Origin of the sequence: Chitinolyticbacter albus, assembly GCF_024437655.1 — a bacterium.
In the GTDB taxonomy this organism is placed as follows: Bacteria; Pseudomonadota; Gammaproteobacteria; order Burkholderiales; family Chitinibacteraceae; genus Chitinolyticbacter; species Chitinolyticbacter albus.
The window spans coordinates 1-24,055 of the sequence record NZ_JANBVF010000007.1 but is presented as its reverse complement, the minus strand read 5'-3'; the positions used below and the strand labels follow the sequence as shown (position 1 = coordinate 24,055).

The window sequence follows — 24,055 nt, the reverse complement described above, 5'->3', positions numbered from 1 at the left end:
CATATCGTGCCAATATTCCAGGTCGGCCTGCAGCTTTTCCCCGGCTGCATGCCGACGGGCCTGATGGCCACGGCGGATCTGCTGCAGGCTGCCAATCGGCTCAGCGGCCGATCACTGTTCGGCTGGCGCTGGCTGGCGCTGCAGCCGGGGCCGGTGGCCTGTGCCCATGAGATCACCCTGCAAGCCGACACCGCGTTGATGGAGGCCGATTGCGACGCATTACTGCTGCCGGGGCTGTGGGCAGAATCGGTCGATGCGGTTGAGGCTGCGCTGGCGCGCCAGCAGCCGCTGGTTGCGGCGCTCGGTGCGCTGCCGCCGACGATGCGGATCTGGAGCTACTGCACCGGCGTCGCGCTCGTTGCCGATGCGGGGCGATTGTCCGGGCACGCGGCGACCGCCACCTGGTGGATGGCGCCCTGGTTGCGGCAGCGTTATCCAGAGGTGCATTGGCAATGGCAGCACAACTGCGTGGTCAATCAGGGCAACGCCACTGCCTCGGGTGTGCATGGCTATTTGCCCATCGTGTGCGAAGCGCTGGAGCGGCAGCTGCCGCCCGAGCTATGGCGCGATCTGGCGCGTCTGATGGTGCTGCCTCGGCCGCAACCAGCGGCGCCGGTATTCCAGTCGCTGGCGCTGATCGGCGCGGCCGATCCTTGGTTGCGGCGGCTGCGCCTGGCCATCGAGGCCTGCCCGGCGGCCCAGCTTACCTCAGCGCGGCTGGCCGCAAAGCTGGCGGTGTCGCCACGCACGCTGGCGCGCAAGGTGGAGGCGGCGAAAGCCGGGGCGGTGGGCGATTACGCGCGACGGGTGAAGCTCAACCAGGTGGCCGAGCAGCTGGCGCATACCGATCTGCCGCTGGGGCGGATTGCCGAATCGCTGGGCTTTGCCGACGAATCGAGCCTGCGCCGCGCGTTCCGGCAAGTGGCGGGCATGACGCCGGCCGAGTATCGCCGCGCCTATCAACGGTGAGTGCCTAAGGCGCTACTCGCGCTTGGCCCGCTCGCGTTCGGCTTCGGCTTTGAGCTCTTTCTGCCGGGCACCGGCCGCGCTGCCCAGTGCGGCGGTGTAGGCCGCGCGCTGCTCGTCGGTCATCTCGGGTTTGAGGATTTCCAGCTGTTGCGCGGCCTCGTAGGCGCGCAGGCTGCCGTGCTCCTGCACCTGGGCGATCAGGGCGGAGAATTGCGCGGGCAGGACGGGCATGGCGGGCTCCTGGGGACGGGAGCCTTACTATAGGTCGGCATCGCACCGCGGCGGCTGTGCAAAAGTCGCAGCCACCGGGTGGGAAAGAGCGATTCAGCCCGGCCGTGTCTTGTGGAAGCTGATGGTCTGCACCGGGATGATGGAAGGCGGCGGCGCATTGAAGATATGCGGCTTCATCTTGCCGATCACGTGCATCTCGCACGGCTTGCAGTCGAACTTGAGCGTGTAGGTTTCGCCGTCCGACTTCAGCGTCATCGGCTCGGCGCGCACCTGGCCCTTCACGCCGATCACGCCCTTGGCCTGCTTGGGGCACAGGTTGTACGAAAAACGCAGGCAATGCTTGGTGATCATCACGCTCACCTCGCCCGGTTCCTCGTGCGCTTCGTACGCGGCGGCGATCAGCTCGACACCATGCTTGGTGTAGAAATCGCGCGCCTTCTGGTTGTACACGTTAGCGAGGAAGGTGAGCGCCTTCTCCGGATAAGCCACCGGCGGATCGACGGGAATCTTGCGCTCGGGACGGGCCCAGGCCTTGGTGCGCGCGGTTTCCAGCTGCTCGATCGCATCGCGGCGCAGCGCGTTCAGTGCCGAGGTCGGCACGAACCACGGCTGCGCCAGATCCAGCGTGATGTCGCGCGCGACGAACATGGTGTTGCCCAGCTTGGCGAGGCCGTCGCGCAGCTGCCCTTCGGCGCGCGTCGCATCCTTGGCCGGCTCCAGCGCCAATGCGGTACTGGCGGTGGCGGCGATGCCATCCTCGCAGGTGGCGCGCAAGCAAAGGCCGTCGGCGGTTTCGGAGAGTTTCAGCCAGACATCGACCCGGCGATCGGACGATTTCTGCGTCAGCGCCTTTTCCCAGGCGTGGTCGCGGTTGCGGTTGATCGAGAGGCCCACTTTCAGCCCTTCGAGCGTAGTCATCGCCTCGTTCGGGAACACCCGCCACACGGTGCCGCCGTCCGTGCCAGCGCCGATTTTCTCGACGGTGTTCGCCTGCAGGCCGAACACTTCGCGCTTTTTCATGTAATTGAGGCCGTCGCCGTTGGCGAGCGGCTCGTTCGTCTCGAGCTCGAACCACTTCGGCCCGATCCGGGTGATATGGCCCAGCGCGATACCGACGTACTTGGGCGAATCGAACGCGCCGATGTCGCCGTCTTCGCGGCCATTTACGAAGTAATCGGTGTGGCCACGGTGGAAGTTCTTGTCGACGTCGGGGGTGAAGAAGATCTCGGTGCTGCCGGAGGCGGCACGCGCCAGTTCGGGGCGGCGGGTGAGGATCTCGTCGAGCAGCAGCCGGTAGTGGGCGGTGATGTTCTTCACGTAGCCCATGTCCTTGTAGCGGCCCTCGATCTTGAAGCTGCGCACGCCGGCGTCGATCAGCGCTTCCAGGTTGCGGCTCTGGTCGTTGTCCTTCATCGACAGCAGATGCTTCTCGAATGCCACCACGCGACCGGCCCCGTCGGTCAGCGTGTACGGCAGCCTACAGGCCTGCGAGCAGTCGCCGCGATTGGCGCTGCGGCCGTTGTCGGCGTGGCTGATATTGCACTGGCCCGAATAGGCGACGCACAGCGCGCCGTGGATGAAGAATTCGATGGTGGTGTCGAGCGGCAGTTGCGCGCGCACGCTGGCGATCTGGGCTAGCGTCAGCTCGCGCGCCAGCACCACTTGCGAGAACCCGGCGTCGGCGAGAAAGCGAGCCTTCTCCGGCGTGCGGATATCGCACTGCGTGCTGGCATGCAGCTGGATCGGCGGGATATCGAGCTCGAGCACGCCCATGTCCTGCACGATCAGCGCGTCCACGCCGGCGTCGTATAGCTGGTGGATCAGCTTGCGGGCGGGTTCGAGTTCGTTGTCGTGCAGGATGGTGTTGAGCGTGACGAAGATGCGGCTGTGATAGCGATGGGCGAACTGCACCAGCTCCGCGATCTCGCCCACTTCGTTGCTGGCGTTGTGCCGCGCGCCGAAGCTGGGGCCGCCGATATAGACAGCGTCCGCGCCGTGCAGGATGGCCTCGCGGCCGATCTCGACCGTCTTGGCGGGGGACAGCAGTTCCAGTTGGTGCAAGGCGAGGCTCATGGGCGCGGACGATGGGGCGGGAAAGGGGCGGAATTATATAGGATTCAACGACTTGTCGCTTGCGCTTGTCCAGGCCGCTCTGCTCGGGCACGCCCGGCGGCGGCTTCGCAGCGTGGCAGCCGCTCAGCGCCCCACCTGCCAGGCGGCGTTGAACTGGCCCAGCCACGAGGGTGGAACGCGCTTGCTGCACATCAGGTAGACCAGCTCGCCCTCGACGTCGCTCGGCGCCACCGCGCGCAGTGGGCTCTGCGGATCGACGCGCGCGAGGTGATCCTCCAGCGAGTCGATGGGCACGATGGTGTAGTCGCCGTGGCCCGCCTCGATCATTTTCAGCACCGTGGTCGGTCCGGCCGATACCCGCTGCACCGGATAACGCCTGAGCTGGTCTTCGATGACATCGCCAAACGAGATGCCGCCGATCAGCGTGACCGACAGCGTACGCTGCGCCAGCACAGCCTTGAGCGTGCCAAGCTTGCGTATCGTGGCTTCATGTTCGGGGCGGGTCACGATCACCCAGGCGCGATCGCGGTGTAACGGCACCGAGAACTGGGCGAAGCGGCTGCGCTCGCGGGTCTTGAACCAGCCCATCGCGCATAGCGGCTCGGCATTGCCCTTCACTTGCGAGACCACGCGCGCGCCGGGCATTTCGCGGAACTGCACCGGCAGCCCGGCGCGCCTCAGCGCATCGCGCACCTTCTCAAACACCAGGCCGGCATACATGGGCTGGCCGCTGGCGTCGGCGTCGATGTAATAGAGCGGTGGGCGCTGGTTGAACAGGATGGGCATGGGCTCGATGGCAAGCGCCGGCAACGCGGTCAACAGCAGGATGAAGGTCGGGAGCAGTTTCATTGATGTCGGTCGTTGGCAAGGCGCTATCTGGGTATAGCCGAAGCGGCCGCTTCAGGCGTACTCGCCAAGCCGAGTCGTTGCGGGTGGCTATAGATCGTCAGCCGCTCGCCACGGGCGAAGCCGATCAGGGCAATACCAGCCGCTTCGGCCAGGGCCACGGCCAGCCGGGTTGGCGCCGAGATCGCCGCGACGATGGGCAGGCCCGCACTGGCGGCCTTGTGAATGATTTCGGACGAGGCGCGCGACGTCATCAGCAGCACGCCGTCGCCCGGGGCGCGCGCGGCCGCGAGTGCGCCGATCAGCTTGTCGAGCGCGTTATGTCGCCCCACGTCTTCGCGCACGGTCAGCGCATCGCTCGCCAGCCAGCCGGCGGCGTGGACCGCGCCGGTGATGCGATTCAGCGGTTGCAGCGCGGCGAGCCGGACCATGCCCGCCAGCACGGCCTCGGGCGTGCTCTGGAAATCGCTGGCGACGGCTGCGACGGCCGGCAAGGCTTGCGCCAGATGCTCGACGCCACACAGGCCGCAGCCGGTGCGCCCGGTGAGCTGCCGCCGCCGCGCCTGCAATGCCTGGAAACGTGCCTCGACCAGCGTCACCCGCGCCTCGATGCCGGCCTCGACGCCGGCTTCGATGGGGACGATCTCGACATCAACGATCTCGGCCCAGCTGGCGATGCCCTCGCTCAAGGTAAAGCCGACGGCAAAATCCTCCAGATCGCTTGGGCTTGCCAGCATCACGGCGTGTGACACGCCGTTGTAGACGAGCGCAACCAGCGCTTCATCGGCCAGCGTCTCGTCGCGCACTTCGAGTGCGCCGGCCTGCCAGCGCAGCGCGCGCGCTTCGTCGTTGCGCGGTTGGGCTTTGGGCGCGGTCACGCCAATGCCACCGATTTGATTTGTGCCCAGACCGTCAGGCCCGGCGCCAGGCCCAGTTGCAGCGCCGAGCGCTGCGTCAGGCGGGCGACCAGGTGGTGGCCGTGGCAATCGAGCTCGGCCAGTACGTGGGCCGGGCGGGTGGCCGGAACCAGGCGCAGTACGCGCGCAGGCAGGCGATTGAGGATGCTGGAATCGGCCGCATCCGACAGCGCGATGCTGACGTCGCGCGCGGCAATGCGTATGCGCCGGGCCTCACCGATCGTGCCCGCCGCAAGGGGGGCCCACAGCTTGAGCGCACCGGCACCCAGCTCGGCCAGCCCGTCGGCCGCGATGGCGCCGACCACGGTATCGAGCACGACACAGAGCGCATCGTCGAACACTGCCGGCAAGTCAAAGCGCGACAGCGTTGCGGAGAGCGGCCCGCTGGCGAGCACGCGACCCGCGTCGAGCAGCACCAGGTGGTCGGCGAGGCGTACCACTTCGTCTATCGTGTGCGTGACCAGCACGACCGGCAGCTCGAAGGTACGCGGCAGCGCGGCAAGGTAGGGCAGGATCTCGGCCTTGCGCGCCGCGTCGAGTGCGGAGAGCGGCTCGTCGAGTAGCAGCAGTTTTGGAGCGGCCAGCAGCGCGCGGGCGATGGCCACGCGCTGGCGTTCGCCACCGGACAATTGCGGCGCGCGCCGCTCGAGCAGGGGCGAGAGATCGAGCGCGGCGATCACGCGATCCCAGTCGGCCTGGCGCGCAGCGCGCACCCAGCCGAATTCCAGGTTGCCGCGCACCGACAGGTGCGGAAACAGGCTGGCTTCCTGGAACACCAACCCCACACCGCGCTGGTGCGTTGGCACGAACGCGTCGCCGCCCTGCCAGCGCGCGCCGTTCACCGTGAGCGAGCCGTCGGAGCATTCCAGCCCGGCGAGGCAACGCAGCAGCGTGGTCTTGCCCGAGCCCGAGGGCCCGAACAGCGCGCTGATGCCGCTGCCAGGCAGCGTGAAGGCCGCATCGAGCGTGAAACCGGGGCGGGTGAGGCGGAAGTCGGCGGTGATGCCCATGGTTGTCATGGCTGGCGCCCCCGCCACAGCTGCAGCGTCAGCAGCACCGCGAAGCAGAACAGCAGCAGAGCGCCAGCCAGCCAGTGCGCCTGCGCGTATTCCAGCGCCTCCACATGGTCGTACAGCAGCACCGACACCACGCGCGTTTCGCGCGGGATATTGCCGCCCATCATCAGCACCACGCCGAATTCGCCCACGGTGTGGGCAAAGCTCATCACCAGCGCGGTGATGAAGCCGGGGCGGGCCAGCGGCAGCGCCACATGGCGGAAGGTATCGAACGGCGTGGCGCGCAAGCTGGCCGCCGCTTCGAAGTGGCGCGCATCGATGGCGGCGAACGCCTGCTGCAGTGGCTGCACGGCAAACGGCAGCGAATAGATCACCGAGGCAATGACGAGGCCGGTGAAGGTGAACGGCAACAGCCCCAGTCCCATGGCCTGGGTCAGCGCGCCGACGGGGCCATTGGCGCCCATCAGTACCAGCAGGTAAAAGCCCAGCACAGTCGGCGGCAGGATCAGCGGCAACGTCACCACGGCGCCGGCCACGCGGCTCGCCACAGAGCGTGATCGCGCCAGCCACCACGCCAGCGGCGTGGCAACAATCAACAGGATGACGGTGGTCACCGTCGCAAGGCGGGTGGTGAGCCAGATGGCGGACCAAATTTCAGTGTTCATTGTCTTATATCGTACCAAGCGCGATGGGCTCTGCGATATTGCGAAACCGGTCGACATCTCGCGTTTGGGGGCTTGGTCAGAAGTAGTAGTTACTACGCCAAGCGACGGCTATTTCGCTTCCAGGCAGCGCTTCAACCACGGCTCATTGTGCCGCTGCAGTTCTGTTGCTGAAAGCGGGGTAAAGCTGTATACATACGGATCGTCGACTATGGTTGAATCGCAAATCTTACCGGTTTCGCTAGACCGCAATTGATTGCCGCAAATGCTCAATAGTTGCTTTGAAGCTCCCCAATGATCGACGCGTTCTGCAGTGCTGCACATGGAGCTGATTGCTTCGGACTGTATCTCACAAATTTCCGTAACTTTCGCGACCTCTTTTTTATTAGAATCTGCTTTGATGCGATGAAGATAAAATGTGCTGGTCGCAAAGGTATCCCATTCTCCGCAGATACGTTTCCCATTTTGATAAAGCGTATATGTGCCGCAAACCTCATCGCGGCCCAGTAGCCAGCAGCGTTCCCAGTGGCCTTCGAATGGCCTACTGCGCCTGTCCCTCTTGTTTGCCAGAGGCAGGTATTCAAGGCGCTTTGCTTGGTACCAGGCATCTATGAGTTTTTCGATTCGGTGTTCGTACGCCTGCTGTAGGCAATCTATCGTTGCGCATTTGTCTCTTACTTGGTGCAGCCATCGCTTTTGTTGTTGCCGTATGGATTCGGGGTGCGGAGATTTGTAAATCACTTCGTCGTACGTGAGATTCAAGTCGCTATCCAGGGACACCAGTGTCTCATTTTTGCAAATAGTTATTTCTGTTTTGCTGGTGGCTATATCGCAATCAATGGCGTGACAGGCATGCGACGTGATCAACGTGACCAGAGAGAGTATGGGTAGCGAGTAAGTACTCATACCGCTCACTTGGCGCCGGCGGCGCGATAGCCGAACCGTTCGATCGTCTGCTTGGCCGATTCCGACTTCAGATACGCCAGCAGTGCCTTCGCCGCCGCATTGTTCGCGCCGCGCTTGAGCAGTGCCGCATCCTGGCGGATGGGCTGGTGTAGTTGTTCCGGCACGATCCAGCCGGCGCCGCTGGTAATGCGGCCGTCGTCGAATACCTGCGAGAGGGCGATCAGGCCGAGCTCGGCATTGCCGCTGGCGACGAACTGGTGGGTCTGGGCGATGTTCTCACCTTGCACCAGCTTCGAAAGCACCGCGTCGTAGAGCTTGAGCGCGCTCAGTGCCTCGACGGCGGCGCGCCCGTACGGGGCGACCTTGGGGTTGGCGATGGCAAGCTTGCGCCAGTTGCCCGCCTTGAGCACCGCCTCGTTCACCGGGCCCGCTTTGGCGCGCCATAGCACCAGCCGGCCCACGGCATAGGCAAAGCGGCTGCCGGGAACGGCCTGGCCTTCGTCTTCCAGCTTCTTCGGGGTTTCGTCGTCGGCGGCCAGCAGCACGTCGAACGGCGCGCCAGCGACGATCTGCGCATAGAACTTGCCGGTGGCGCCGGTGGAAATGATCACCGTGTGGCCGCTGGCGCGCTCGAAATCGGCGGCGACGGCTTTCATCGGCCCGGCGAAATTGGCGGCGACGGCGACGCGGACTTCGGCGGCGTGCAGGGGCAGGGCGGTGAACAGCGCGAGCAACGCAAGGCGCAGCATGGCGGGCTCCGTGGATCGATACGCCGACTGTAACGGCCTTGCGTGATACTGACCAGCCTCTGCCGGCGCGCCATGAGCGGTGCTAAGCTGACGCCGATCAAACAGGAGTGAAAATGACCGACCAGCCCGCCTTCGTTCCGCCCGCCCGCTTTGTCGATGCTGGCGAGGCGCTTGCCCGTGTGTGCGAAATCTACGATGCCAGCGTGGCCCACCTGCGCGTAGCGATGCAGCGTTTTGTCAGCCAGGGCACGCTGCCTGAGCGGGTGCGCGCGTGCTACCCCTATGTGGCGGTACAGACGCACAGCTCCGCGCGGCATTCCCCGGTCGATCTCTCCCACCTCTCCTATGGCTTCGTCTCCGGCCCGGGTCGCTTCGAAACCACGCTGACGCGGCCCGACCTGTTCGCGGGCTACTACCGCGAGCAGTTCGAATTGCTGCTGAAAAATCATCAGTGTGAGATCGAGGTCGGCGTCAGCGGACAGCCGATGCCGGTGCATTTCTCCTACGGCGAGAACGATCATGTGGAAGGGCAGATGACCTCCGCCCACCGCGCGCTGCTGCGCGATCTGTTTGACCTGCCGGACCTGGCCGCGATGGACGATGGCATTGCCAACGGCACCTACGAGCCGGGGCCGGGCGAGCCGCAACCGCTGTCGCTGTTCACTGCGCCCCGGGTCGACTATTCGCTGCACCGGCTGCGCCATTACAGCGGCACCAACCCGCAGCACTTTCAGAATTTCGTGCTGTTCACCAACTACCAGTTCTACATCGACGAATTCGTGAAGCTGGGCCGCGAGGAAGTGCAGAATCCGGGCAGCGACTACATCGCTTTCGTCGAGCCGGGCAATGTGATCACCCGTCGCGTGGGCCTGCCCGCCGAGCCGGGCGACGCTGCCGGCACCATTCCGCCGCGCTTGCCGCAGATGCCGGCCTATCACCTGATCCGCGCCGATGGCAGCGGCATCTCCATGGTCAACATCGGTGTCGGCCCCGCCAATGCCAAGACCGTGACCGACCATATCGCCGTGCTGCGCCCGCACGCCTGGATCATGCTTGGCCACTGCGCCGGCCTGCGCACCACGCAGCAGCTCGGCGACTACGTGCTGGCGCACGGTTACGTGCGCGAGGATCACGTGCTCGACGAGGATCTACCGCTGTGGGTGCCGATCCCGGCGCTGGCGGAAATCCAGCTGGCGCTGCAGCAGGCGGTGAGCGAGATCACCCAGGTGCCGCCGATGGACCTCAAGCGCATCATGCGCACCGGCACGGTGGCAAGCACCGACAACCGCAACTGGGAGCTGCTGCCGGACAACACGCCCCAGCGCCGTTTCAGCCAGAGCCGCGCCGTGGCGCTGGATATGGAAAGCGCAACCATCGCCGCCAACGGCTTCCGCTTCCGCGTGCCCTACGGCACCTTGCTCTGTGTCTCCGACAAGCCCTTGCACGGCGAGATCAAGTTGCCGGGCATGGCCAACCACTTCTACCGCGAACGGGTGGACCAGCATCTGCGCATCGGCATCCGGGCGATGGAGCTGTTGCGCGAAGGCGGCTCGGCGACACTGCACAGCCGCAAGCTGCGCAGTTTTGCCGAGGTGGCGTTTCAGTAGCGCGCGCGAGGGCGCCGGGGTCTTTCCGGATACGCTTGTTGCGCGCAGCTGCCAACCGGCTGCGATGAGGCGCCGCATGCGCTATGCGCGATTACTGGCCCTGATCCTCCTGGCCCGAAGCGGCGGAGCGGGCCAGGCGGAAGCCCGTGGCGCCGGTGGATTCGGCCGGGTTGCCGGCATAGCGGTCGGTGATGTGCATCTCCTGGCCGTTATCCCAGCTGGCGCCACGCATCACGCGGCCCGTCGCCTCGCCCGTGCCGACAGGGTTGGTCTGCGCCGCCGTGCTGTAGACGCGCTCCTTGTCGGTGGTCCACTCCCAGGCATTGCCGGACAGATCGTAAATCCCCAGTGAATTGGCAATAAAGCTGCCCACCGGCGCCAGCCGCGGATAGCCGTCGGTGACTTCCCAGATGACCATCCAGGGCGGCAATGGGATGCCGAGCTCGCCTTCGAAGAAGGTCTTGAGGCTGATGTCGGCGGTGTTGGCGGCCGGCTTGCCGTTGATCAGCGGTGCGCCGTTGCCCCAGGCATTGGCGATGTCCTGGCCGCGATCGCGGGCCGCGTATTCCCATTCGGCCTCGGTCGGCAGGCGATAGCCCACCACTTTGGCGACATCGGTGGTCGGTTGGCCGGCGGCATCGAGCAGGTCGCCCGTGGTTTCGTTGTAAGCCTTGGGCCAGCCCTTCTGCTGATTCAGCCAGTTGATGTACTTGATCGCCGCCGTCCAGCTCACGTTCACCGCCGGATTTTCACCGCGGCCGAAATCCATGCCGCCCCCGTCGAGCGAGCTCAGCAGCGGCTGGTGAGTGGCGCGGGTGTAGCGATCAAACTGGCGATAGGTGACTTCGGTGCTGGAAAGCCAGAACGGCGACAGCGTGACCGGGTGGGCCGGGTATTCGTTCTCGTAATTCACATTGCCCTGGATGGTGGCGCCCATGATGAAGGTGCCGCCTGGCACGCGTACAAACTGCCTGGCCTTCACTCCGGTGCCTAGTGCCTTCCATGGCCCTTGCGGCGCAGGGGCGTTGCCGCGGGTCCACCACTGCGCCTGATAGAGCTGGCCATCATGCAGCACCATTTGCCCGGCCTGATAGGCCACGGTGGCTTGCCAGGCTGCAGCGCTATCCTCGGACGGTGCTGCCTGCCACGCCGCGGCGTTGGCGCTCGGCGCTTCACCCTGCGTCCACCACCTGGCCTGCCATTCCTGGCCCTGATGGTGAACGATGTCACCCTGCGTATAGGCAGTGCCGGCCTGCCAGACCGCGGCCCAGGCGCTGGATCCCGCCAGTGCCAGCAACAGGGCGGCACCGAGTGCTTTCAGTCCGTTGGGGCGAAATTGACGGCGTTGTACCGGGCTGGCGAGCGCCGTACCGATATTGTTGCGATCCCACATAAAACATCCTCCATCCTTGGTTTGATCTGCCTGTGCCGATCGTTGTCGGCGTGCCATTGTGCTCAGGCCCCACACGGTGCCCGCATTGCGATGCGTGCTCAAGAATGCATCTGTCTTTTGCGGGAAAACATGTTTATAAACAACACGCTTATCGCTATGTGCTGATGCTTTGATGCTGAAAATGGCGCGCGTTCCAGCGTGAAAACGGTAATGCGGAACTAGCAGGGAAGGCTCGCATCCACGCGCTATTCGTGCTGAAAAAAAACGTCGCACCGGGCTGAAAATGGTGCCGGTTTGCGCTGCACCGGTCCAGAAAGTGCCCATCGCGCTGGCGAGGGTGGCGCACAGTGCAGGGCACGCAGTACTTGTGTTTCAACTGTTTGATAGGAGCTTTTGCCATGGCCACTGGAACTGTTCGCCTGCACCGCGTGCTGCGCAGCCCACCCGAGAAGATCTACCGTGCCTTTACCGATGCGGCTGCGTTGGCCAAGTGGCTGCCGCCCTACGGCTTCACCTGCACGGTGCACCAGATGGATGCGAGTGCCGGCGGCAGCTTCAGGATGTCGTTCGAAAACTTCTCCACCGGGCATAGCCATGCTTTCGGCGGGCAATATCGCAAGCTGGTTCCGGGTGAATTCATCCAGTACACGGACAAGTTCGATGATCCGAACCTGCCCGGTGAGATGCTCGTGACCGTGACGCTGAAGACGGTGTCGTGCGGAACCGCGGTCGATATTGAACAGAGCGGGATACCGGAGTTGATCCCCACCGAGATGTGCTACCTGGGCTGGCAGGAATCCCTGGTGCAATTGGCCCATCTGGTTGAGCCCGATATTCCAGGCTAAGCGCCGCCAACAAAACCCTGCTGGCGGCGCCAGCGGCATTTATAGGGTGATGACCCTGAGTGATGCATTGCCCTTTACTGATTTCGGATTCGGGAGCAGCAAGATGATGAGCAAGAACACGATCTGTCTTTGGTACGACGGCGCCGCGTTGGATGCGGCACAGTTCTACGCCAGCACATTTCCGGATAGCGCGGTGCACGCGGTTCATCGCGCGCCGGGCGACTACCCCGCTGGCAAGCAAGGGGATGTATTGACGGTGGAATTCACCGTGCTGGGCATCCCTTGTCTGGGCTTGAACGGAGGGCCGGCGTTCCGGCACAACGAGGCTTTCTCGTTCCAGGTTGCGACCGACGACCAGGCGGAAACGGATCGCTTATGGAATGCCATTGTCGGCAATGGTGGCCAGGAAAGCGCCTGCGGCTGGTGCAAGGACAAATGGGGGCTGTCGTGGCAGATCACGCCACGCGCACTGACGGCCGCGATCACCGATCCCGATCGCGCTGCAGCCAAGCGCTCTTTCGAAGCCATGATGGAGATGACCAAGATCGACATCGCCGCTATCGAAGCGGCTCGGTGCGGCTGACGCGTCGACCAGTAATCAAAGCTGCCCACCTTCGCCAGAGTTCGCAAACTGGCCGCGGCATGGCAGGGATTTTTCTGCTGAACCCGCGGTGCTCACCCGTGCCAAACGAATTTTTTCACAGCGCCCATACCGGGTGATCCAATGCCTGACTATGGCGGACGGTATGACGCACGCTGCCGTGGCAATGCTATCGTTGCGGACAATCAGCGCTAGGGCGCTGACGTGGCAACTGGTTCGTTTGGCTGGCGCGCGTGTAGCGTGCCACAGATCGTTCGCAGCGATAGCGGCAAGCCACTGACGGACGCGCGATCCTGAATTGGATGCATCGACTGGCCGACGCCTACGTCTTATGCGAAGCACGCGATGGAAAAAGCCGCTACATTAACCCCGGTTTCCGAAGCCAGGCGATAGAAGTTGGATGGCGTCGGTTGTACCCAATCAAATAAAGGAGAATTCGATGGATTTGTCTAACCTGTCTCTACCCGAGATGTATCAACTGCAAAAGGACCTGGCCGCTGAAATCGAAAGGCGCAAGGTCAGCGACAAGAAGAACCTGATCGCCGAGCTGCAAAACCTTGCCGCTGCCAAGGGCTTTTCGCTGCAGGATGTGCTGGGCGGATCGGTGAGCACCAAAGCGGCCAAGAGCACGGGCGTGGCGCAGTTCCGTAACCCGGCTGACGGCAACCAGACCTGGACCGGCCGTGGCCGCAAGCCGCAGTGGGTACAGGATTGGCTGGACGCGGGCAAGCCGCTGGATGGCCTGCGCATCTGACGCGCGCTGTGCCAAATGAAAAGCCCCGCATTGCGGGGCTTTTTGTTGTGCGTCACGCCGTCGCGGGATGGCGCAGGGTTGGTTCTGGTTAGCGTACGTTGAGCGTTGTTGTTTGGCATGCGCGTGGTTTATGGTGAGTATCAACCCTGAGCTGGAGAGACCTTCATGGCGGATAGTGGCTCCCCACCCAGGCCGGGCAATGTATCGTCTTTGGGCGGCGCCAACCCCTTAGGCACCGGCCAGCCAAATGCCTCCACTACCAACCCCGCAGCGCGTGTCATAGGATTTGGCGCGCCAGGATCGAGCAACAGCAATACCACGACGGGCGGGGGAAGCGCGACGGCTTCGACTTCGCGGTCATTGCTTGCTCAAGCACTCAATCCGGGTCCTTCGGCGCAACCGGCTGTGCAATTGAGCATGCACATGCCACCAACGAATGCCTTGTCTTCATTGACCACGACCGCTCCGACCGGACTTTCCGGTTCCGCAGCTCAGCCACGCGCCGGCTCATCGGGTGCAATGGCTGCCGTGAACATGGGGGGCACCGGAGGGCGCGTGCAGGGTTATCTGCACATGACCAATGAAGCGAATCTGCCGGGTATTCGTAGAGAAGGGCTGATAGCCGGTAAATCAAAAGGCATAGGTCAGCCCATTACCGGAGATCGATCGGAGGATGTTTATGTGGTCAATGAAAGCAGCAATTACAAAGGTGATGTCCGGCCAGGGGTAGTCGGGGTGTTATCGGCGGTGCCGCCGCAGCCGGACAACAATTATCCACCAGGACGTGTGAAGGGTGGACACCCGACCGAATATGGTGCTGGCCACTTTGGGTCACAAGTTCGGCCTTTACGCGAGGCCATGCTGGGCGGCCAAGGGCAAGGCGGCAAAGATGCCTATTCGTTTACGTTTCCAATGTCGCCCGATACCGCGCGGGGCGCCGGCCGATTGTTCCAGGCGATAGAAGGGGGCGCTCCGGCCGTGCCTTCGAAGGCAGCCTCCGATCGATTACACGCCCGGTTTCCCATGTATTTCCCATCCAATCAGGAGCACCAGACGGCTGCAGCAACCCCATTGCAGCCCGCAGCCAGTTCCAGTGGTGGACGATCAACGGCACCCCTGTCGGGTGGCCCTGGGGCATTCAACGCGTTGCCCGCAGCGGCGGCGTCCACTGCCACCGGCAAACCGCACCCCGGTATCCTGCCGCCGGTGGCGAGTGGCTCAACGACCAGGCTGGCGGTTCCTTCTACCTTTGCGGATCTCAATGCGCCGAGCGTACGAGTGTCACAGTGGCCGCCCGTCATTATTGACGATCATTTTTCAGCCCCGGCTCGGGGAGCGAACCCGGTGGCGCCAAATGGCCCGGCCACGCTGGGAGGGGCGCGGGCGACTTCGAGCGCGATCGATATCAAGCGCAAGTGACGCAGGCCCAGGCCTTCCATGGCGCGGCCTCGGAGCCAAGCAAGATCGATGAGCGTGGCTTTGCTCATGGTTGCGATCGATTTGCCGGCGAGCGTCGATGCGCTTGAATCCGGCACAGCGCCCGATGGGTCGTAGCGTTTTGCCTGCGGGGTTTATTGCGAGGTCTATGGGGTGGATGCCGCGCTCGCGCGAGGGAGGGCCTTTGGTTAGCGGCCGAGCTCAGGCACAGGCAGTTGTGCGCCACACCATCGCGGTGTGGCGCAGGGTTGGCTAGTTAGCGTATGAATAGTCCGGCCAGCGGCACATCCCCGTTGCTACCCCACTGCACGGTGAAATCCGCCTGGCCCGAGGAATAGCGGATACGCCAGGTGCCGGAGTTCGGGTCCCACAGGGCGAGATCGGCTTTGCCATCCACGTCGTAATGCCCGGGCGCCGGCTGGCCACCATACTGCCCGCCGAAATACACCTGTTTGACCGTGCCCGTGGTGCTCTCGCGGATCAGCCACAGCCCGGCGCTGGGCTGCCATACCGCCACATCGGTCTTGCCATCGCCGTCGTAATCGGCCGGAACCAGCACGTCGGCGCTGGTGCCGAGCACAAAGGTGCTGCTGTTTGCCGGCGTGCTGCTGTTGCGGATCAGCCATTCGCCGGTGCCCGGCCGCCAGACTGCGTAATCGGCCTTGCCGTCGCCATCGAAATCGCCCATCACCGGCTTGTCGCCGCTAGCGCCCCAGTAGGGTCCGGTCGTGCCGCCATCGCTGCTGCGGACATGGAACCATTGCCCGGTGGTGGATCGCCACACCGCGTAATCGGCCTTGCCGTCGCCGTCGTAATCGGCCGGGACCGGCATGTCGCCCACCGCTTGCGATCCCCAGTTGCGGCTGGCGGTCGCACCGTTGCTGCTATAGGTCACATACCAGTTGCCGTTGCTCGGGCGCCAGTAGGCGAGGTCGGCCATGCCGTCACCGTCGAAATCGGCCGGTGCGGCAAGGTCGCCCGCCTGCGTGGTCCAGGCCTGGGCGGTGTAGGGGCCATAACGCAGCAATTGCCCGGTGGCAGGCCGCCAGAGCGCGACGTCGGTCATGCGATCGCCCGTGGTATCGAACCGGGCGCCACCGGGCTGAAGCGGCGTGCGTGCCACCCACATGCTGGTCGCCTCCTGCCAGTAGCCGGAATAGGAGCCTTGGGTCACCGTGTAGTAGTGATCCCGCCCGTTGTAATAGCGATAGAGCGGCACGGTGCCGGGCTTGGCGTAGTTGTAGGCATAGGCGACGACCCCTTCGTAGCGATAGCTGCCACGGCCACTGCCGAGCTCGCTCCAATCGGTGGTGTAGAAATGATCGGTGCCGTTGTAGTAGCGGTAGATCGGCACCGTGCCCGGCTGGCTGGAGGTCCAGACATAGGCTTCCAGGCCTTCCAGCGCATAGGCGCCGGCGCCGTAGCCCAGATCGTCGAATCGGGCTGAGTAGAAGTGATCACCGGAGCCGTAGTAACGCAACCACGGTTGCACATTGGTGCCCAGCAGCGGGGAAGTGAAGCGCAGATCGTTGATCCGCAGTGCCGATCCTCCATTGTTGGCGGTGATCTTGAGCCGGTATTTCAGCGCGTATTTGGGAAACGGCACCGTGAACGAAACGGGTTGATTCAGCGACCAGCTGCTCTGGTTGCTGCGCTGGTCGAGCGTGATCCACTTGGTGCCGTCGAACCCTTCCAGCGTCCAGTCCTTTGGCGCTGCAGACAACGCGTCAGGCGGCGTGATCTGGTATTCATCGACCAGTTGATAGGTGCTGAAATCCAGGCGGAGATAGCCGGTTTTGTCCCAGGTGGTTTCGTGGGTGCAAGAGCCGCCGCTTTGGCAGTCTTTATCAGAACGCTCGCCCGCGGCTTGCCAATACGTGCTGCTGTTTTGATCGAACGCCTTGGCGGCATCAGCGGTGGCAGGCGATGCGATGTTGTAGGTGCAATCGTAAGGATGCGAGCTGGCGGGGATACATGTGTTGTGCGGCAGCGGCGAAAGCCGTGCCGAAGACGGTGTGCCACCGGTGATGGTGTAGCCCGCGGCGAATGCGGGGCCCATGCCGAGCAGGCTCAGTGCGGCAAGCACATGCCGCATCCTGGTTGAATTCCACATCTGGTCATCCTCCATTGTCGTTTTTTGATCGGGTCCCGCTTCCCTTGGGGGCGGTCCCGGGTACTGCCCGTCGCATATTGATCAATTGCAAGAGCGATGACAACGGCATGGGCGCAGATCATGGTTTGCTGTTCAAGCACGGGTTCCAGCGCGAGCTGCTGCCAACGCTGGAGGCACGGGCGGTGCTTGGATCCCGCACGACGGCTTGCATTAGGCGGACAGGCAGATCCGGGCAGGCGCGTGCAGCCGACACGAAAGAGGGTGAAGTGGCGCCGAATCCCAGCCTCACGCCGCAGGCCTGCCCAGGCCTCGAGGCTGATCCCGTCCGGGTGATGGCCATGGTCACTTGGAGCCGCTGCCAGGGTGACTCGACAGGAGTAGCCGGCAGCCTTTGCCGGCAAGCAGGGATGGCGACGGAAAAACCCGGATAATGGCGGCCAAATCATACAGCGCGCAATTTGGAGCCCTTCCATGGAAATCAAGGTCAACTTTCTCGACAAGCTTCGCCTGGAAGCCAAGTTCGACGATTTCACCGTGGTGGCCGATCAGCCCATCCGCTACAAGGGCGATGGCTCGGCGCCGGGGCCGTTCGATTACTTCCTCGCCTCGTCGGCGTTGTGCGCGGCTTACTTCGTGAAGCTCTACTGCAACACGCGCAATATTCCGACCGAGCACATCCGCCTGTCGCAGAACAACATCGTCGATCCGGAAAACCGCTACCAGCAGATTTTCAAGATCCAGGTCGAGTTGCCCGAGGATATTTCCGCCAAGGATAGACAGGGCATACTGCGCTCGATCGATCGCTGCACGGTGAAGAAAGTCATACAAGCCAGCCCCGAATTCGTGATCGAAGAGGTGGAAAACCTCGATGCCGATGCCCAGGCCTTGCTGATGCCCGATACCACGTCCGGCGCTCATACCCGCATCCTGGGCAAGGATCTGCCCCTCGAAGAAACCATCGCCAATATGTCGGCCACCTTGGCCCAGCTCGGCATCAAGATCGAAATCGCTTCGTGGCGCAATATCGTTCCCAATGTGTGGTCGCTGCATATCCGCGATGCGCACTCGCCGATGTGCTTCACCAACGGCAAGGGCGCGACCAAGGAGGCTGCGCTGGCCTCCGCCCTCGGTGAGTACCTCGAGCGCATCAATTGCAATCACTTCTACGCCGGCAGTTTCTGGGGCGAGGACATCGCCAACGCGCCGTTTGTGCACTACCCGGAAGAGCGCTGGTTCCAGCCAGGCGCGGGCAATGCGCTGCCGGCCGAGATCCTCGACGACTACTGCCGCGAGATCTACGACCCGGATGGCGAGCTGCGCGGCTCGCACCTTTACGACACCAATTCCGGCAATACCGCGCGCGGCATCTGCTCGCTCCCCTTTGTGCGCCAGTCGGACGGCGAAGTGGTGTATTTCCCGTCCAACCTCATCGAGAACCTGTATGTCAGCAATGGCATGAGCGCCGGCAACACGCTGGCCGAGGCGCAGGTGCAATGCCTGTCGGAAATCTTCGAGCGCGCGGTCAAGCGCGAAATCCTGGAAGGCGAACTCACGCTGCCCGATGTGCCGGCCGAAGTGCTGGCGAAATACCCGGGCATCGTCGCCGGCATCCAGGGCCTGGAAGAGCAGGGCTTTCCGGTGCTGGTGAAGGATGCGTCGCTCGGTGGCGTGTACCCGGTGATGTGCGTCACGCTGATGAACCCGCGAACCGGTGGCGTGTTTGCCTCGTTCGGCGCGCACCCCAGCTTCGAGGTGGCGCTGGAGCGCAGCCTGACCGAGCTGTTGCAGGGGCGCAGCTTTGAAGGCCTCAACGATCTGCCGCGCCCCACGTTCGAGAGCAACGCGGTGACCGAGCCGAACAACTTTGTCGAGCATTTCATCGATTCGAGCGGCATCGTGTCGTGGCGCTTTTTCAGCGCAAGATCGCAATACGATTTCGTCGAATGGGATTTCTCCGGCCACGGCGAGCACTCCAACGCCATGGAGGCCGCCGCCCTGCTGGGCATCCTCGAAGGCATGGGCAAGGAAGTGTACCTGGCCGAATACCGGCACCTGGGCGCCACTGCCTGTCGCATCCTGGTGCCCGGCTATTCCGAGATCTACCCGGTCGAGGATCTGGTCTGGGACAACACCAACAAGGCGCTGCCGCTACGCGCCGACATCCTGAACCTGCACAGCCTTGACGATGGCGCGCTGGCGACGCTGCTGCGCCGGCTGGAAAACAGCGATGTCGACGAATACAGCGATATCGCCACGCTGATCGGCATCGAGTTCGATGAGAACACTGTCTGGGGCCAGCTCACGCTGCTGGAACTGAAGCTGCTGATTTGCCTCGCGTTGCAGCAGTTCGACGACGCGCACGATCTGGTGGGCGCCTTCCTGCAGTACAACGACAACACGCTCGAACGCGGCCTGTTCTATCAGGCCTTGAGCGCGGTGCTGGAGGTGCAGCTGGACGACGAGCTGGAACTGGCCGATTACGAAGTGAATTTGCGCCGCATGTTCGGCAACGAGCGCATGGATGCGGTGATGGGGTCGGTGGACGGCAGCGTGCGCTTCTACGGCCTGACGCCGACCAGTATGCAGCTCGAAGGGCTCGATAGGCACCAGCGCCTGCTCGACAGCTACAAGAAGCTGCACGCGGCACGGGCCAGCTGGGCGGCCAAATCCGGCTAGGGCTGCGCGTGGCCGGATCGGCGGGCGTGCGCAGCAATCCGTCGAGGCTTTGGAGAACCCCTGCGGCACGATTGCAGGGGCCCGATTGATCGCCTGCCGGGACGTGTGCACGCCTTGCCGGCACCACGCACCGGGTTTTGTTGGCGGCGCTAAAAGCGCTTGCGTGCCGTTAGCGTGCCCCGGCCGCTTTGCTCGTCCCCGGCAATATCGTCGTAACGCAGGCCCAATGCCAGGTCGGTGGGCAGCCACCAATCGAATCCCACGCTATACGACGTTTGCGTGCCGCGTTCCGGCTCGTAGCTGATCCGGTAGGTGGGACTATTGGCCAGATCGGCATAGCGCAAGAGCGCGTCGTCTCGCTGCTGGCGCCAGTACTGGTATTCCAGCGTGAGGAAAGGAGTGATGGCGCCGTAGCCCAACGACACCGGGTTATCGATATAAACGCCCATGCTGCCGCTGCGCTTGTCCAGATCCTGTGCTGCCATATCCAGGGCGCCGATGGCTGCTGCGTCTTCGCTATAGCGATAGAGCTGGGTGTGTACCAGCTCCAGGCGCCCATACGGGCTGACGCGCAGCCCATCCAGGCGGTAGTCGTAGCCCACCGACAAAGAGCCGTAGGCTTGCCCGCCTGGCCGCTCTGACTGGGCCATGGCGCCATCTTCGTCACGCAGCCGACGAGGATCGAAGCGCAGCTTGCCGTAGCCCAGCATGGCGTCGAGGTAAAAGGATGGCCAGGGCCGCAAGCTGCCGTAAATCGTGGCCGACGTGGAGCGAGCCCGCTCGGCACTGCCCCAGCCGACCTCGTTCGTGCCGTAGCCATAGCCCAGGCCGATGCCGGCGGTGAAAAAGCGGTTGATCAGATAGTCGCTCCCCACCGTCAAACCGCCGGTACTGATATCGACGCCTTCGTCCTGCGCGTCGACGTAGAGCGTGCCGGCACTCCACAGCGTCATTCCCGGCAGCTTGTCTGCCAGGCCTTCCAGCGCGCGTTGCTCGCGTAGCGGCACCGTGCTGCCGTTCAGGCGCAGTTTCATCGTGCCGCTGTTGCGCGTGGTTTCCGGATCATGCAAGCGCGGCAGGCGTGGCCCGATATTGCCAAGCTGCGTGGCCGCGAAGCGCTGCGCCAAACGGCTTTGCGCGCCGATCAGCGCGGGGGCATCGGATTCCAGCGCTGGATCGCGCCGGGGATCGATCTCGATTTCGATCTCCACCAGCGAGACCACGCCGGCGGCATCGCGCATTGCGCAGGTCACGACTACCGCCCCGGCAAAACCGCGCGTAGCGGTAAAGGCCAAGGCAAAGCGGCGCGGTGGTGGCGCCAGCGTATCGGCCACCTGATCCGGCTGGGAGGCACTGAGCACGGCCATACCCGCCTCGGCCGGCTGCACGTTGATGAGGGTGGCATCGACAAAGGGTGCGTCATCGCTGCCACTGGGCAGGGCCACGGAAGTTGCACCATCAGCTGAAAGCGACAGCGCCCTTACGTAGCGCGGCGGCGGGCTGCCCGCCCCATGCGCGGGCAGCAGCGGTATGGCCACCAGCAGCGGCAGCATGCATTGCTGCAGCACCTTGCCACGGCGGGTGAGCAGGGTGCGCCAAACTCGCAGCTGGCCAGGGCACACTCGGGTAAGCAGCTTGGTCGGCAAGGCAGCTCCTCACGGCCTGGGTGGCTTCGCCTGTGGCAGCATGAGCCAACGATGCGGTGTGCCTGCATCCAGGCGCGCTGTGGTGGGCTACTGCGCTACAGGCAAGCCAAAGCCGTAAAACTAAAAAACGTAGAGGAAGACCACCAGCCTAGCGATTCATTTCCGGCAGCAGTTACATGGACAGGATGCAATCGATGGACGGTTGGGTAGGGGGCGACGTGTACGCTGCGTTCCCGACTTTGTTTCGAACCGCAGGCAACACGCTATCCTGCCCCGCCTTGCACAGGCGCATGCCGCTTGGTGGCCGAGGCGCGATACCGGGATAACTTGCCCCGGCAAGTTGACACTCCCAAGCAGAAGGGCGAACCTTCTGGCCTTCCACTCAGCCTCTTTGCCTTATGAAGATCACCCAGAACACCGCCGTTACCGTGCGTTTGAAAGTCACCGATATCAATGGCTTCGTCTACGACGAGGGCAAGCAACCGACGGCCTACCTGCACGGCGGCTACGACAACCTGTTCCCCAAGTTGGAAGCTGCGCTGGAAGGCCACGAAGCCGGTTTCCAGACCACGGTGGAGCTGGCCCCCGCAGACGCTTTCGGTGAGCGCGACGAGGCGCTGGTCACCAGCATGCCCAAGGCCGATTTCCCGCCCGGCATCAAGGTCGGTGGCCAGATCCAGCGCCCTGGGCCGGATGGCGAGGCGCGCTACTACTTCGTGACCAAGATCAAGGGCCCCACCGTGCTGCTCGATGGCAACCACCCGCTGTGCGGAAAGACCATGCGCTTCAGCCTCAAGGTGCTGGACGTGCGCGTAGCCACGGCCGAGGAAATCGCCCACCAGCATGTGCATGGCGAACACGGGCATCATCACTGAGCTGCCGCCAAGCCGATAGAAAAGCCCTCCGTTCGTGGAGGGCTTTTTTGTTGTGGTTTTGATCAAGAAAGGGGTACGGAGCGTGGCGTTCCGGCTTTAAACGCAGTCGATGAAGGAACGATTCCGGTACGCAGCGGCATGGCGTGAACGGACACAAAGTACCGATAGAGGGCGCCGTGTATGTTTTTCGCATGCGCCACAATCAATGCCTCTCCGCTGCTTGCCACATTGAAACTTCAATCATTGGCGATCAATCCATGAAAAATTCCCTCAAAACCCTGATCTTGATGCTGTCGGCACTCTGCGCCCAGAACGTGAATGCCCAGAGTGTAGTGACCGTAAACGCCGATCAAACCGTATCGGTGAACGGCGCGAAGTTCTTTCCAATCAGCGTATACATCCAATCCGATTGGGCCGGGGCCAAGGGCCTGGGCATCAATACCGCATCGCGCCCGTTTTGCGTGAATAACGATGCGTTCAGGAAAGGAGAAAGCAACGGCCTTTTCCTGCATTACACCGCCGGCCCCGGTTGTGATGTTGAAAATGCAGCAGCCATCCGAGGCAGGGATGCCAGCGGCTTTGTCAGCAGCATCAACCAAGTCAAGGGCTCTGATTTCCTGTTTGGCTATGGCCTGCCGGATGAACCCGTCTCAGCGACCAACCTGAGCCCTGCCGATACCAAGTGGGCCTACGATGCGATCAAGGCGGCCGACCCCAACCACCCCGTGTTCTTGACCGATTACGCGCGCGATATCAGCGCATACAGGAACTCGGCCGATATCTTCCTGAATGACCAATACCCGTTCAACAACGATATAAACCCGTTGTACGACATCAAGGAAAAGCTGAAGATCATGCAAAGCCAGGTGGCGCCCAAGCCCGTCTGGCTGATCATTCAAGCGGGCAGCCAGTTTGGCATGCCGACCAATGCGCAAATCCGCGCCGAAACCTATCTATCGATCGCGCTAGGTTCCACCGGCCTGATCTTCTATTCCTACGATGTGGAAGACGCGGGCGGCGTGCACAACATCAAGAAAGATGGCGATCCCGCCTTCCTGAAAAACCTGATTGCGGAATTGAAGCAACTCTCCCCGGTGTTCCTGGGCAGCAAGAACCCCAATCTGGCGTATAGCTCCAGCAACGTCGATGCGATTTTGAAGAACTACAACGGCAAGTCGTACCTGATTGCGGTGAACAAGAGCCCCAGCGCGCAGAACATCACGTTCTCGCTGAACGGCTTCGGCAACGCCACCGCAACCGTCGTGGGCCTATCGAGCGCCGGCAGTACCAGGGCAGGGCAAACGCGCGCGGTGACTTCAGGGGCCCTTACCGACACGCTGCAGGGCCTGGAAGCGGTGATCTATGAAATCGGCCCCTCGCAACCGGTAGCCACGCCCACGCCGAAACCGACAGCGACGCCTACCCCGCGACCCACACCGGTTCCCACGCCGGTTCCCACGCCCAAACCCACCGCGACGCCTACCCCCAAGCCCACTGCGATTCCGACGCCGAAACCAACGGCTGTACCCACTCCCAAGCCTATCGCGACCCCCACGCCACGGCCCACGTCGGTGCCCACCCCGAAACCGACCACACCGCCCGCACAAACGGTTCCGCCTACTGTCTCCTTCACCGCCCCCCGCTCCGGCGCAGCCTTGAAAGGGGACGTGTACATCAACGCCTTCGCCAGCGATCGCGATGCCGGCACCGCCGATGGTGCGGGCATAGAAAGCGTCACC

At 63.4% G+C, this 24,055-nt stretch carries 20 protein-coding genes; 9 read left to right on the top strand and 11 right to left on the bottom strand.

Features of this window, described 5'->3' with window-relative positions; translation table 11 throughout:
* Positions 1 to 6 precede the first annotated feature (6 nt).
* Entirely contained in the window at positions 7 to 969 is a 963-nt protein-coding gene (locus tag NLI84_RS19140) for a GlxA family transcriptional regulator (RefSeq protein ID WP_255988900.1), read from the top strand.
* 12 nt (positions 970 to 981) lie between these two features.
* Here the strand turns inward: NLI84_RS19140 and NLI84_RS06055 are convergent, their stop codons facing one another.
* From NLI84_RS06055 to modA, 8 genes are all read right to left on the bottom strand, one after another.
* The gene (locus tag NLI84_RS06055) at positions 982 to 1,200 is read right to left on the bottom strand and encodes a hypothetical protein (RefSeq protein WP_255988899.1); all 219 of its coding nucleotides are present in this window, start codon (positions 1,198 to 1,200) and stop codon (positions 982 to 984) included.
* Positions 1,201 to 1,293: 93 nt separating this feature from the next.
* Complete coding sequence (locus NLI84_RS06050) at positions 1,294 to 3,273, bottom strand: peptidase U32 family protein (protein WP_255988898.1); 1,980 nt, start codon at positions 3,271 to 3,273, stop codon at positions 1,294 to 1,296.
* A 123-nt stretch (positions 3,274 to 3,396) separates the two neighbouring features.
* Positions 3,397 to 4,122, bottom strand: a complete 726-nt coding sequence (locus NLI84_RS06045; RefSeq protein ID WP_255988897.1) for a substrate-binding periplasmic protein — start codon at positions 4,120 to 4,122, stop codon at positions 3,397 to 3,399.
* A gap of 23 nt (positions 4,123 to 4,145) precedes the next feature.
* The gene (gene fdhD, locus NLI84_RS06040; RefSeq protein WP_255988896.1) at positions 4,146 to 4,997 is read right to left on the bottom strand and encodes a formate dehydrogenase accessory sulfurtransferase FdhD; all 852 of its coding nucleotides are present in this window, start codon (positions 4,995 to 4,997) and stop codon (positions 4,146 to 4,148) included.
* A complete protein-coding gene (gene modC, locus NLI84_RS06035; protein WP_255988895.1) occupies positions 4,994 to 6,055 on the bottom strand; it encodes a molybdenum ABC transporter ATP-binding protein in 1,062 nt (353 codons plus the stop codon). The genes fdhD and modC overlap by 4 nt, the downstream gene beginning before the upstream one ends.
* Complete coding sequence (modB, locus tag NLI84_RS06030) at positions 6,052 to 6,717, bottom strand: molybdate ABC transporter permease subunit (protein WP_255988894.1); 666 nt, start codon at positions 6,715 to 6,717, stop codon at positions 6,052 to 6,054. The genes modC and modB overlap by 4 nt, the downstream gene beginning before the upstream one ends.
* Before the next feature lie 108 nt (positions 6,718 to 6,825).
* Positions 6,826 to 7,494, bottom strand: a complete 669-nt coding sequence (locus NLI84_RS06025; RefSeq protein WP_255988893.1) for a lysozyme inhibitor LprI family protein — start codon at positions 7,492 to 7,494, stop codon at positions 6,826 to 6,828.
* Positions 7,495 to 7,625: 131 nt separating this feature from the next.
* The gene (gene modA / locus NLI84_RS06020) at positions 7,626 to 8,369 is read right to left on the bottom strand and encodes a molybdate ABC transporter substrate-binding protein (RefSeq protein WP_255988892.1); all 744 of its coding nucleotides are present in this window, start codon (positions 8,367 to 8,369) and stop codon (positions 7,626 to 7,628) included.
* Positions 8,370 to 8,482: 113 nt separating this feature from the next.
* On the opposite strand from modA, the gene NLI84_RS06015 reads away from it, so the two are divergent.
* Positions 8,483 to 9,976: an AMP nucleosidase gene (locus NLI84_RS06015; RefSeq protein WP_255988891.1), complete on the top strand. Its 1,494-nt coding sequence runs from the start codon at positions 8,483 to 8,485 to the stop codon at positions 9,974 to 9,976.
* Between the two features lie 91 nt (positions 9,977 to 10,067).
* Here the strand turns inward: NLI84_RS06015 and NLI84_RS06010 are convergent, their stop codons facing one another.
* Complete coding sequence (locus NLI84_RS06010) at positions 10,068 to 11,369, bottom strand: SUMF1/EgtB/PvdO family nonheme iron enzyme (protein ID WP_255988890.1); 1,302 nt, start codon at positions 11,367 to 11,369, stop codon at positions 10,068 to 10,070.
* A gap of 398 nt (positions 11,370 to 11,767) precedes the next feature.
* Here NLI84_RS06010 and NLI84_RS06005 point away from each other — a divergent pair, with 398 nt between their 5' ends.
* The 4 genes from NLI84_RS06005 (at position 11,768) to NLI84_RS05990 (ending at position 14,988) form a co-directional block, all read left to right on the top strand.
* Positions 11,768 to 12,214, top strand: coding sequence for an SRPBCC family protein (locus NLI84_RS06005; protein WP_255988886.1), 447 nt, complete (start codon positions 11,768 to 11,770; stop codon positions 12,212 to 12,214).
* Positions 12,192 to 12,797, top strand: coding sequence for a VOC family protein (locus NLI84_RS06000; protein ID WP_255988885.1), 606 nt, complete (start codon positions 12,192 to 12,194; stop codon positions 12,795 to 12,797). The genes NLI84_RS06005 and NLI84_RS06000 overlap by 23 nt, the downstream gene beginning before the upstream one ends.
* Positions 12,798 to 13,254: 457 nt before the next feature.
* Positions 13,255 to 13,569: an H-NS histone family protein gene (locus NLI84_RS05995; RefSeq protein ID WP_255988884.1), complete on the top strand. Its 315-nt coding sequence runs from the start codon at positions 13,255 to 13,257 to the stop codon at positions 13,567 to 13,569.
* Positions 13,570 to 14,124: 555 nt separating this feature from the next.
* Positions 14,125 to 14,988 (top strand): hypothetical protein, encoded by an 864-nt coding sequence (locus NLI84_RS05990; protein WP_255988882.1) that lies wholly within the window; start codon positions 14,125 to 14,127, stop codon positions 14,986 to 14,988.
* Between the two features lie 274 nt (positions 14,989 to 15,262).
* On the opposite strand, the gene NLI84_RS19135 is transcribed toward NLI84_RS05990, so the two are convergent.
* Positions 15,263 to 17,092 carry an FG-GAP-like repeat-containing protein gene (locus tag NLI84_RS19135; protein ID WP_255988881.1) on the bottom strand — a complete coding sequence of 610 codons (1,830 nt, stop codon included), beginning with the start codon at positions 17,090 to 17,092 and terminating at the stop codon, positions 15,263 to 15,265.
* A 498-nt stretch (positions 17,093 to 17,590) separates the two neighbouring features.
* On the opposite strand from NLI84_RS19135, the gene NLI84_RS05980 reads away from it, so the two are divergent.
* Positions 17,591 to 19,795, top strand: coding sequence for an OsmC domain/YcaO domain-containing protein (locus NLI84_RS05980; protein WP_255988880.1), 2,205 nt, complete (start codon positions 17,591 to 17,593; stop codon positions 19,793 to 19,795).
* A gap of 149 nt (positions 19,796 to 19,944) precedes the next feature.
* Here NLI84_RS05980 and NLI84_RS05975 read toward each other — a convergent pair whose 3' ends face one another.
* Positions 19,945 to 21,441, bottom strand: coding sequence for an autotransporter outer membrane beta-barrel domain-containing protein (locus tag NLI84_RS05975; RefSeq protein WP_255988879.1), 1,497 nt, complete (start codon positions 21,439 to 21,441; stop codon positions 19,945 to 19,947).
* 398 nt (positions 21,442 to 21,839) lie between these two features.
* Here NLI84_RS05975 and NLI84_RS05970 point away from each other — a divergent pair, with 398 nt between their 5' ends.
* Together NLI84_RS05970 and NLI84_RS05965 are read left to right on the top strand one after the other, a co-directional pair.
* Positions 21,840 to 22,316 carry an FKBP-type peptidyl-prolyl cis-trans isomerase gene (locus tag NLI84_RS05970; RefSeq protein WP_255988877.1) on the top strand — a complete coding sequence of 159 codons (477 nt, stop codon included), beginning with the start codon at positions 21,840 to 21,842 and terminating at the stop codon, positions 22,314 to 22,316.
* A 191-nt stretch (positions 22,317 to 22,507) separates the two neighbouring features.
* A partial coding sequence (locus NLI84_RS05965; RefSeq protein WP_505661169.1) for a glycoside hydrolase 5 family protein occupies positions 22,508 to 24,055 on the top strand: 1,548 nt, incomplete at its 3' end.

What these genes read in the sequence shown, in the direction of transcription:
- NLI84_RS05970 (WP_255988877.1), top strand. Translation starts at nt 21,840, where the DNA reads ATGAAGATCACCCAGAACACCGCCGTTACCGTGCGTTTGAAAGTCACC.
- NLI84_RS06015 (WP_255988891.1), top strand. Translation starts at nt 8,483, where the DNA reads ATGACCGACCAGCCCGCCTTCGTTCCGCCCGCCCGCTTTGTCGATGCT.
- modC (WP_255988895.1), bottom strand. Translation starts at nt 6,055, where the DNA reads ATGACAACCATGGGCATCACCGCCGACTTCCGCCTCACCCGCCCCGGT.
- NLI84_RS06050 (WP_255988898.1), bottom strand. Translation starts at nt 3,273, where the DNA reads ATGAGCCTCGCCTTGCACCAACTGGAACTGCTGTCCCCCGCCAAGACG.
- modB (WP_255988894.1), bottom strand. Translation starts at nt 6,717, where the DNA reads ATGAACACTGAAATTTGGTCCGCCATCTGGCTCACCACCCGCCTTGCG.
- NLI84_RS05995 (WP_255988884.1), top strand. Translation starts at nt 13,255, where the DNA reads ATGGATTTGTCTAACCTGTCTCTACCCGAGATGTATCAACTGCAAAAG.
- NLI84_RS06055 (WP_255988899.1), bottom strand. Translation starts at nt 1,200, where the DNA reads ATGCCCGTCCTGCCCGCGCAATTCTCCGCCCTGATCGCCCAGGTGCAG.
- NLI84_RS06045 (WP_255988897.1), bottom strand. Translation starts at nt 4,122, where the DNA reads ATGAAACTGCTCCCGACCTTCATCCTGCTGTTGACCGCGTTGCCGGCG.
- NLI84_RS06010 (WP_255988890.1), bottom strand. Translation starts at nt 11,369, where the DNA reads ATGTGGGATCGCAACAATATCGGTACGGCGCTCGCCAGCCCGGTACAA.
- NLI84_RS05980 (WP_255988880.1), top strand. Translation starts at nt 17,591, where the DNA reads ATGGAAATCAAGGTCAACTTTCTCGACAAGCTTCGCCTGGAAGCCAAG.
- NLI84_RS06005 (WP_255988886.1), top strand. Translation starts at nt 11,768, where the DNA reads ATGGCCACTGGAACTGTTCGCCTGCACCGCGTGCTGCGCAGCCCACCC.
- modA (WP_255988892.1), bottom strand. Translation starts at nt 8,369, where the DNA reads ATGCTGCGCCTTGCGTTGCTCGCGCTGTTCACCGCCCTGCCCCTGCAC.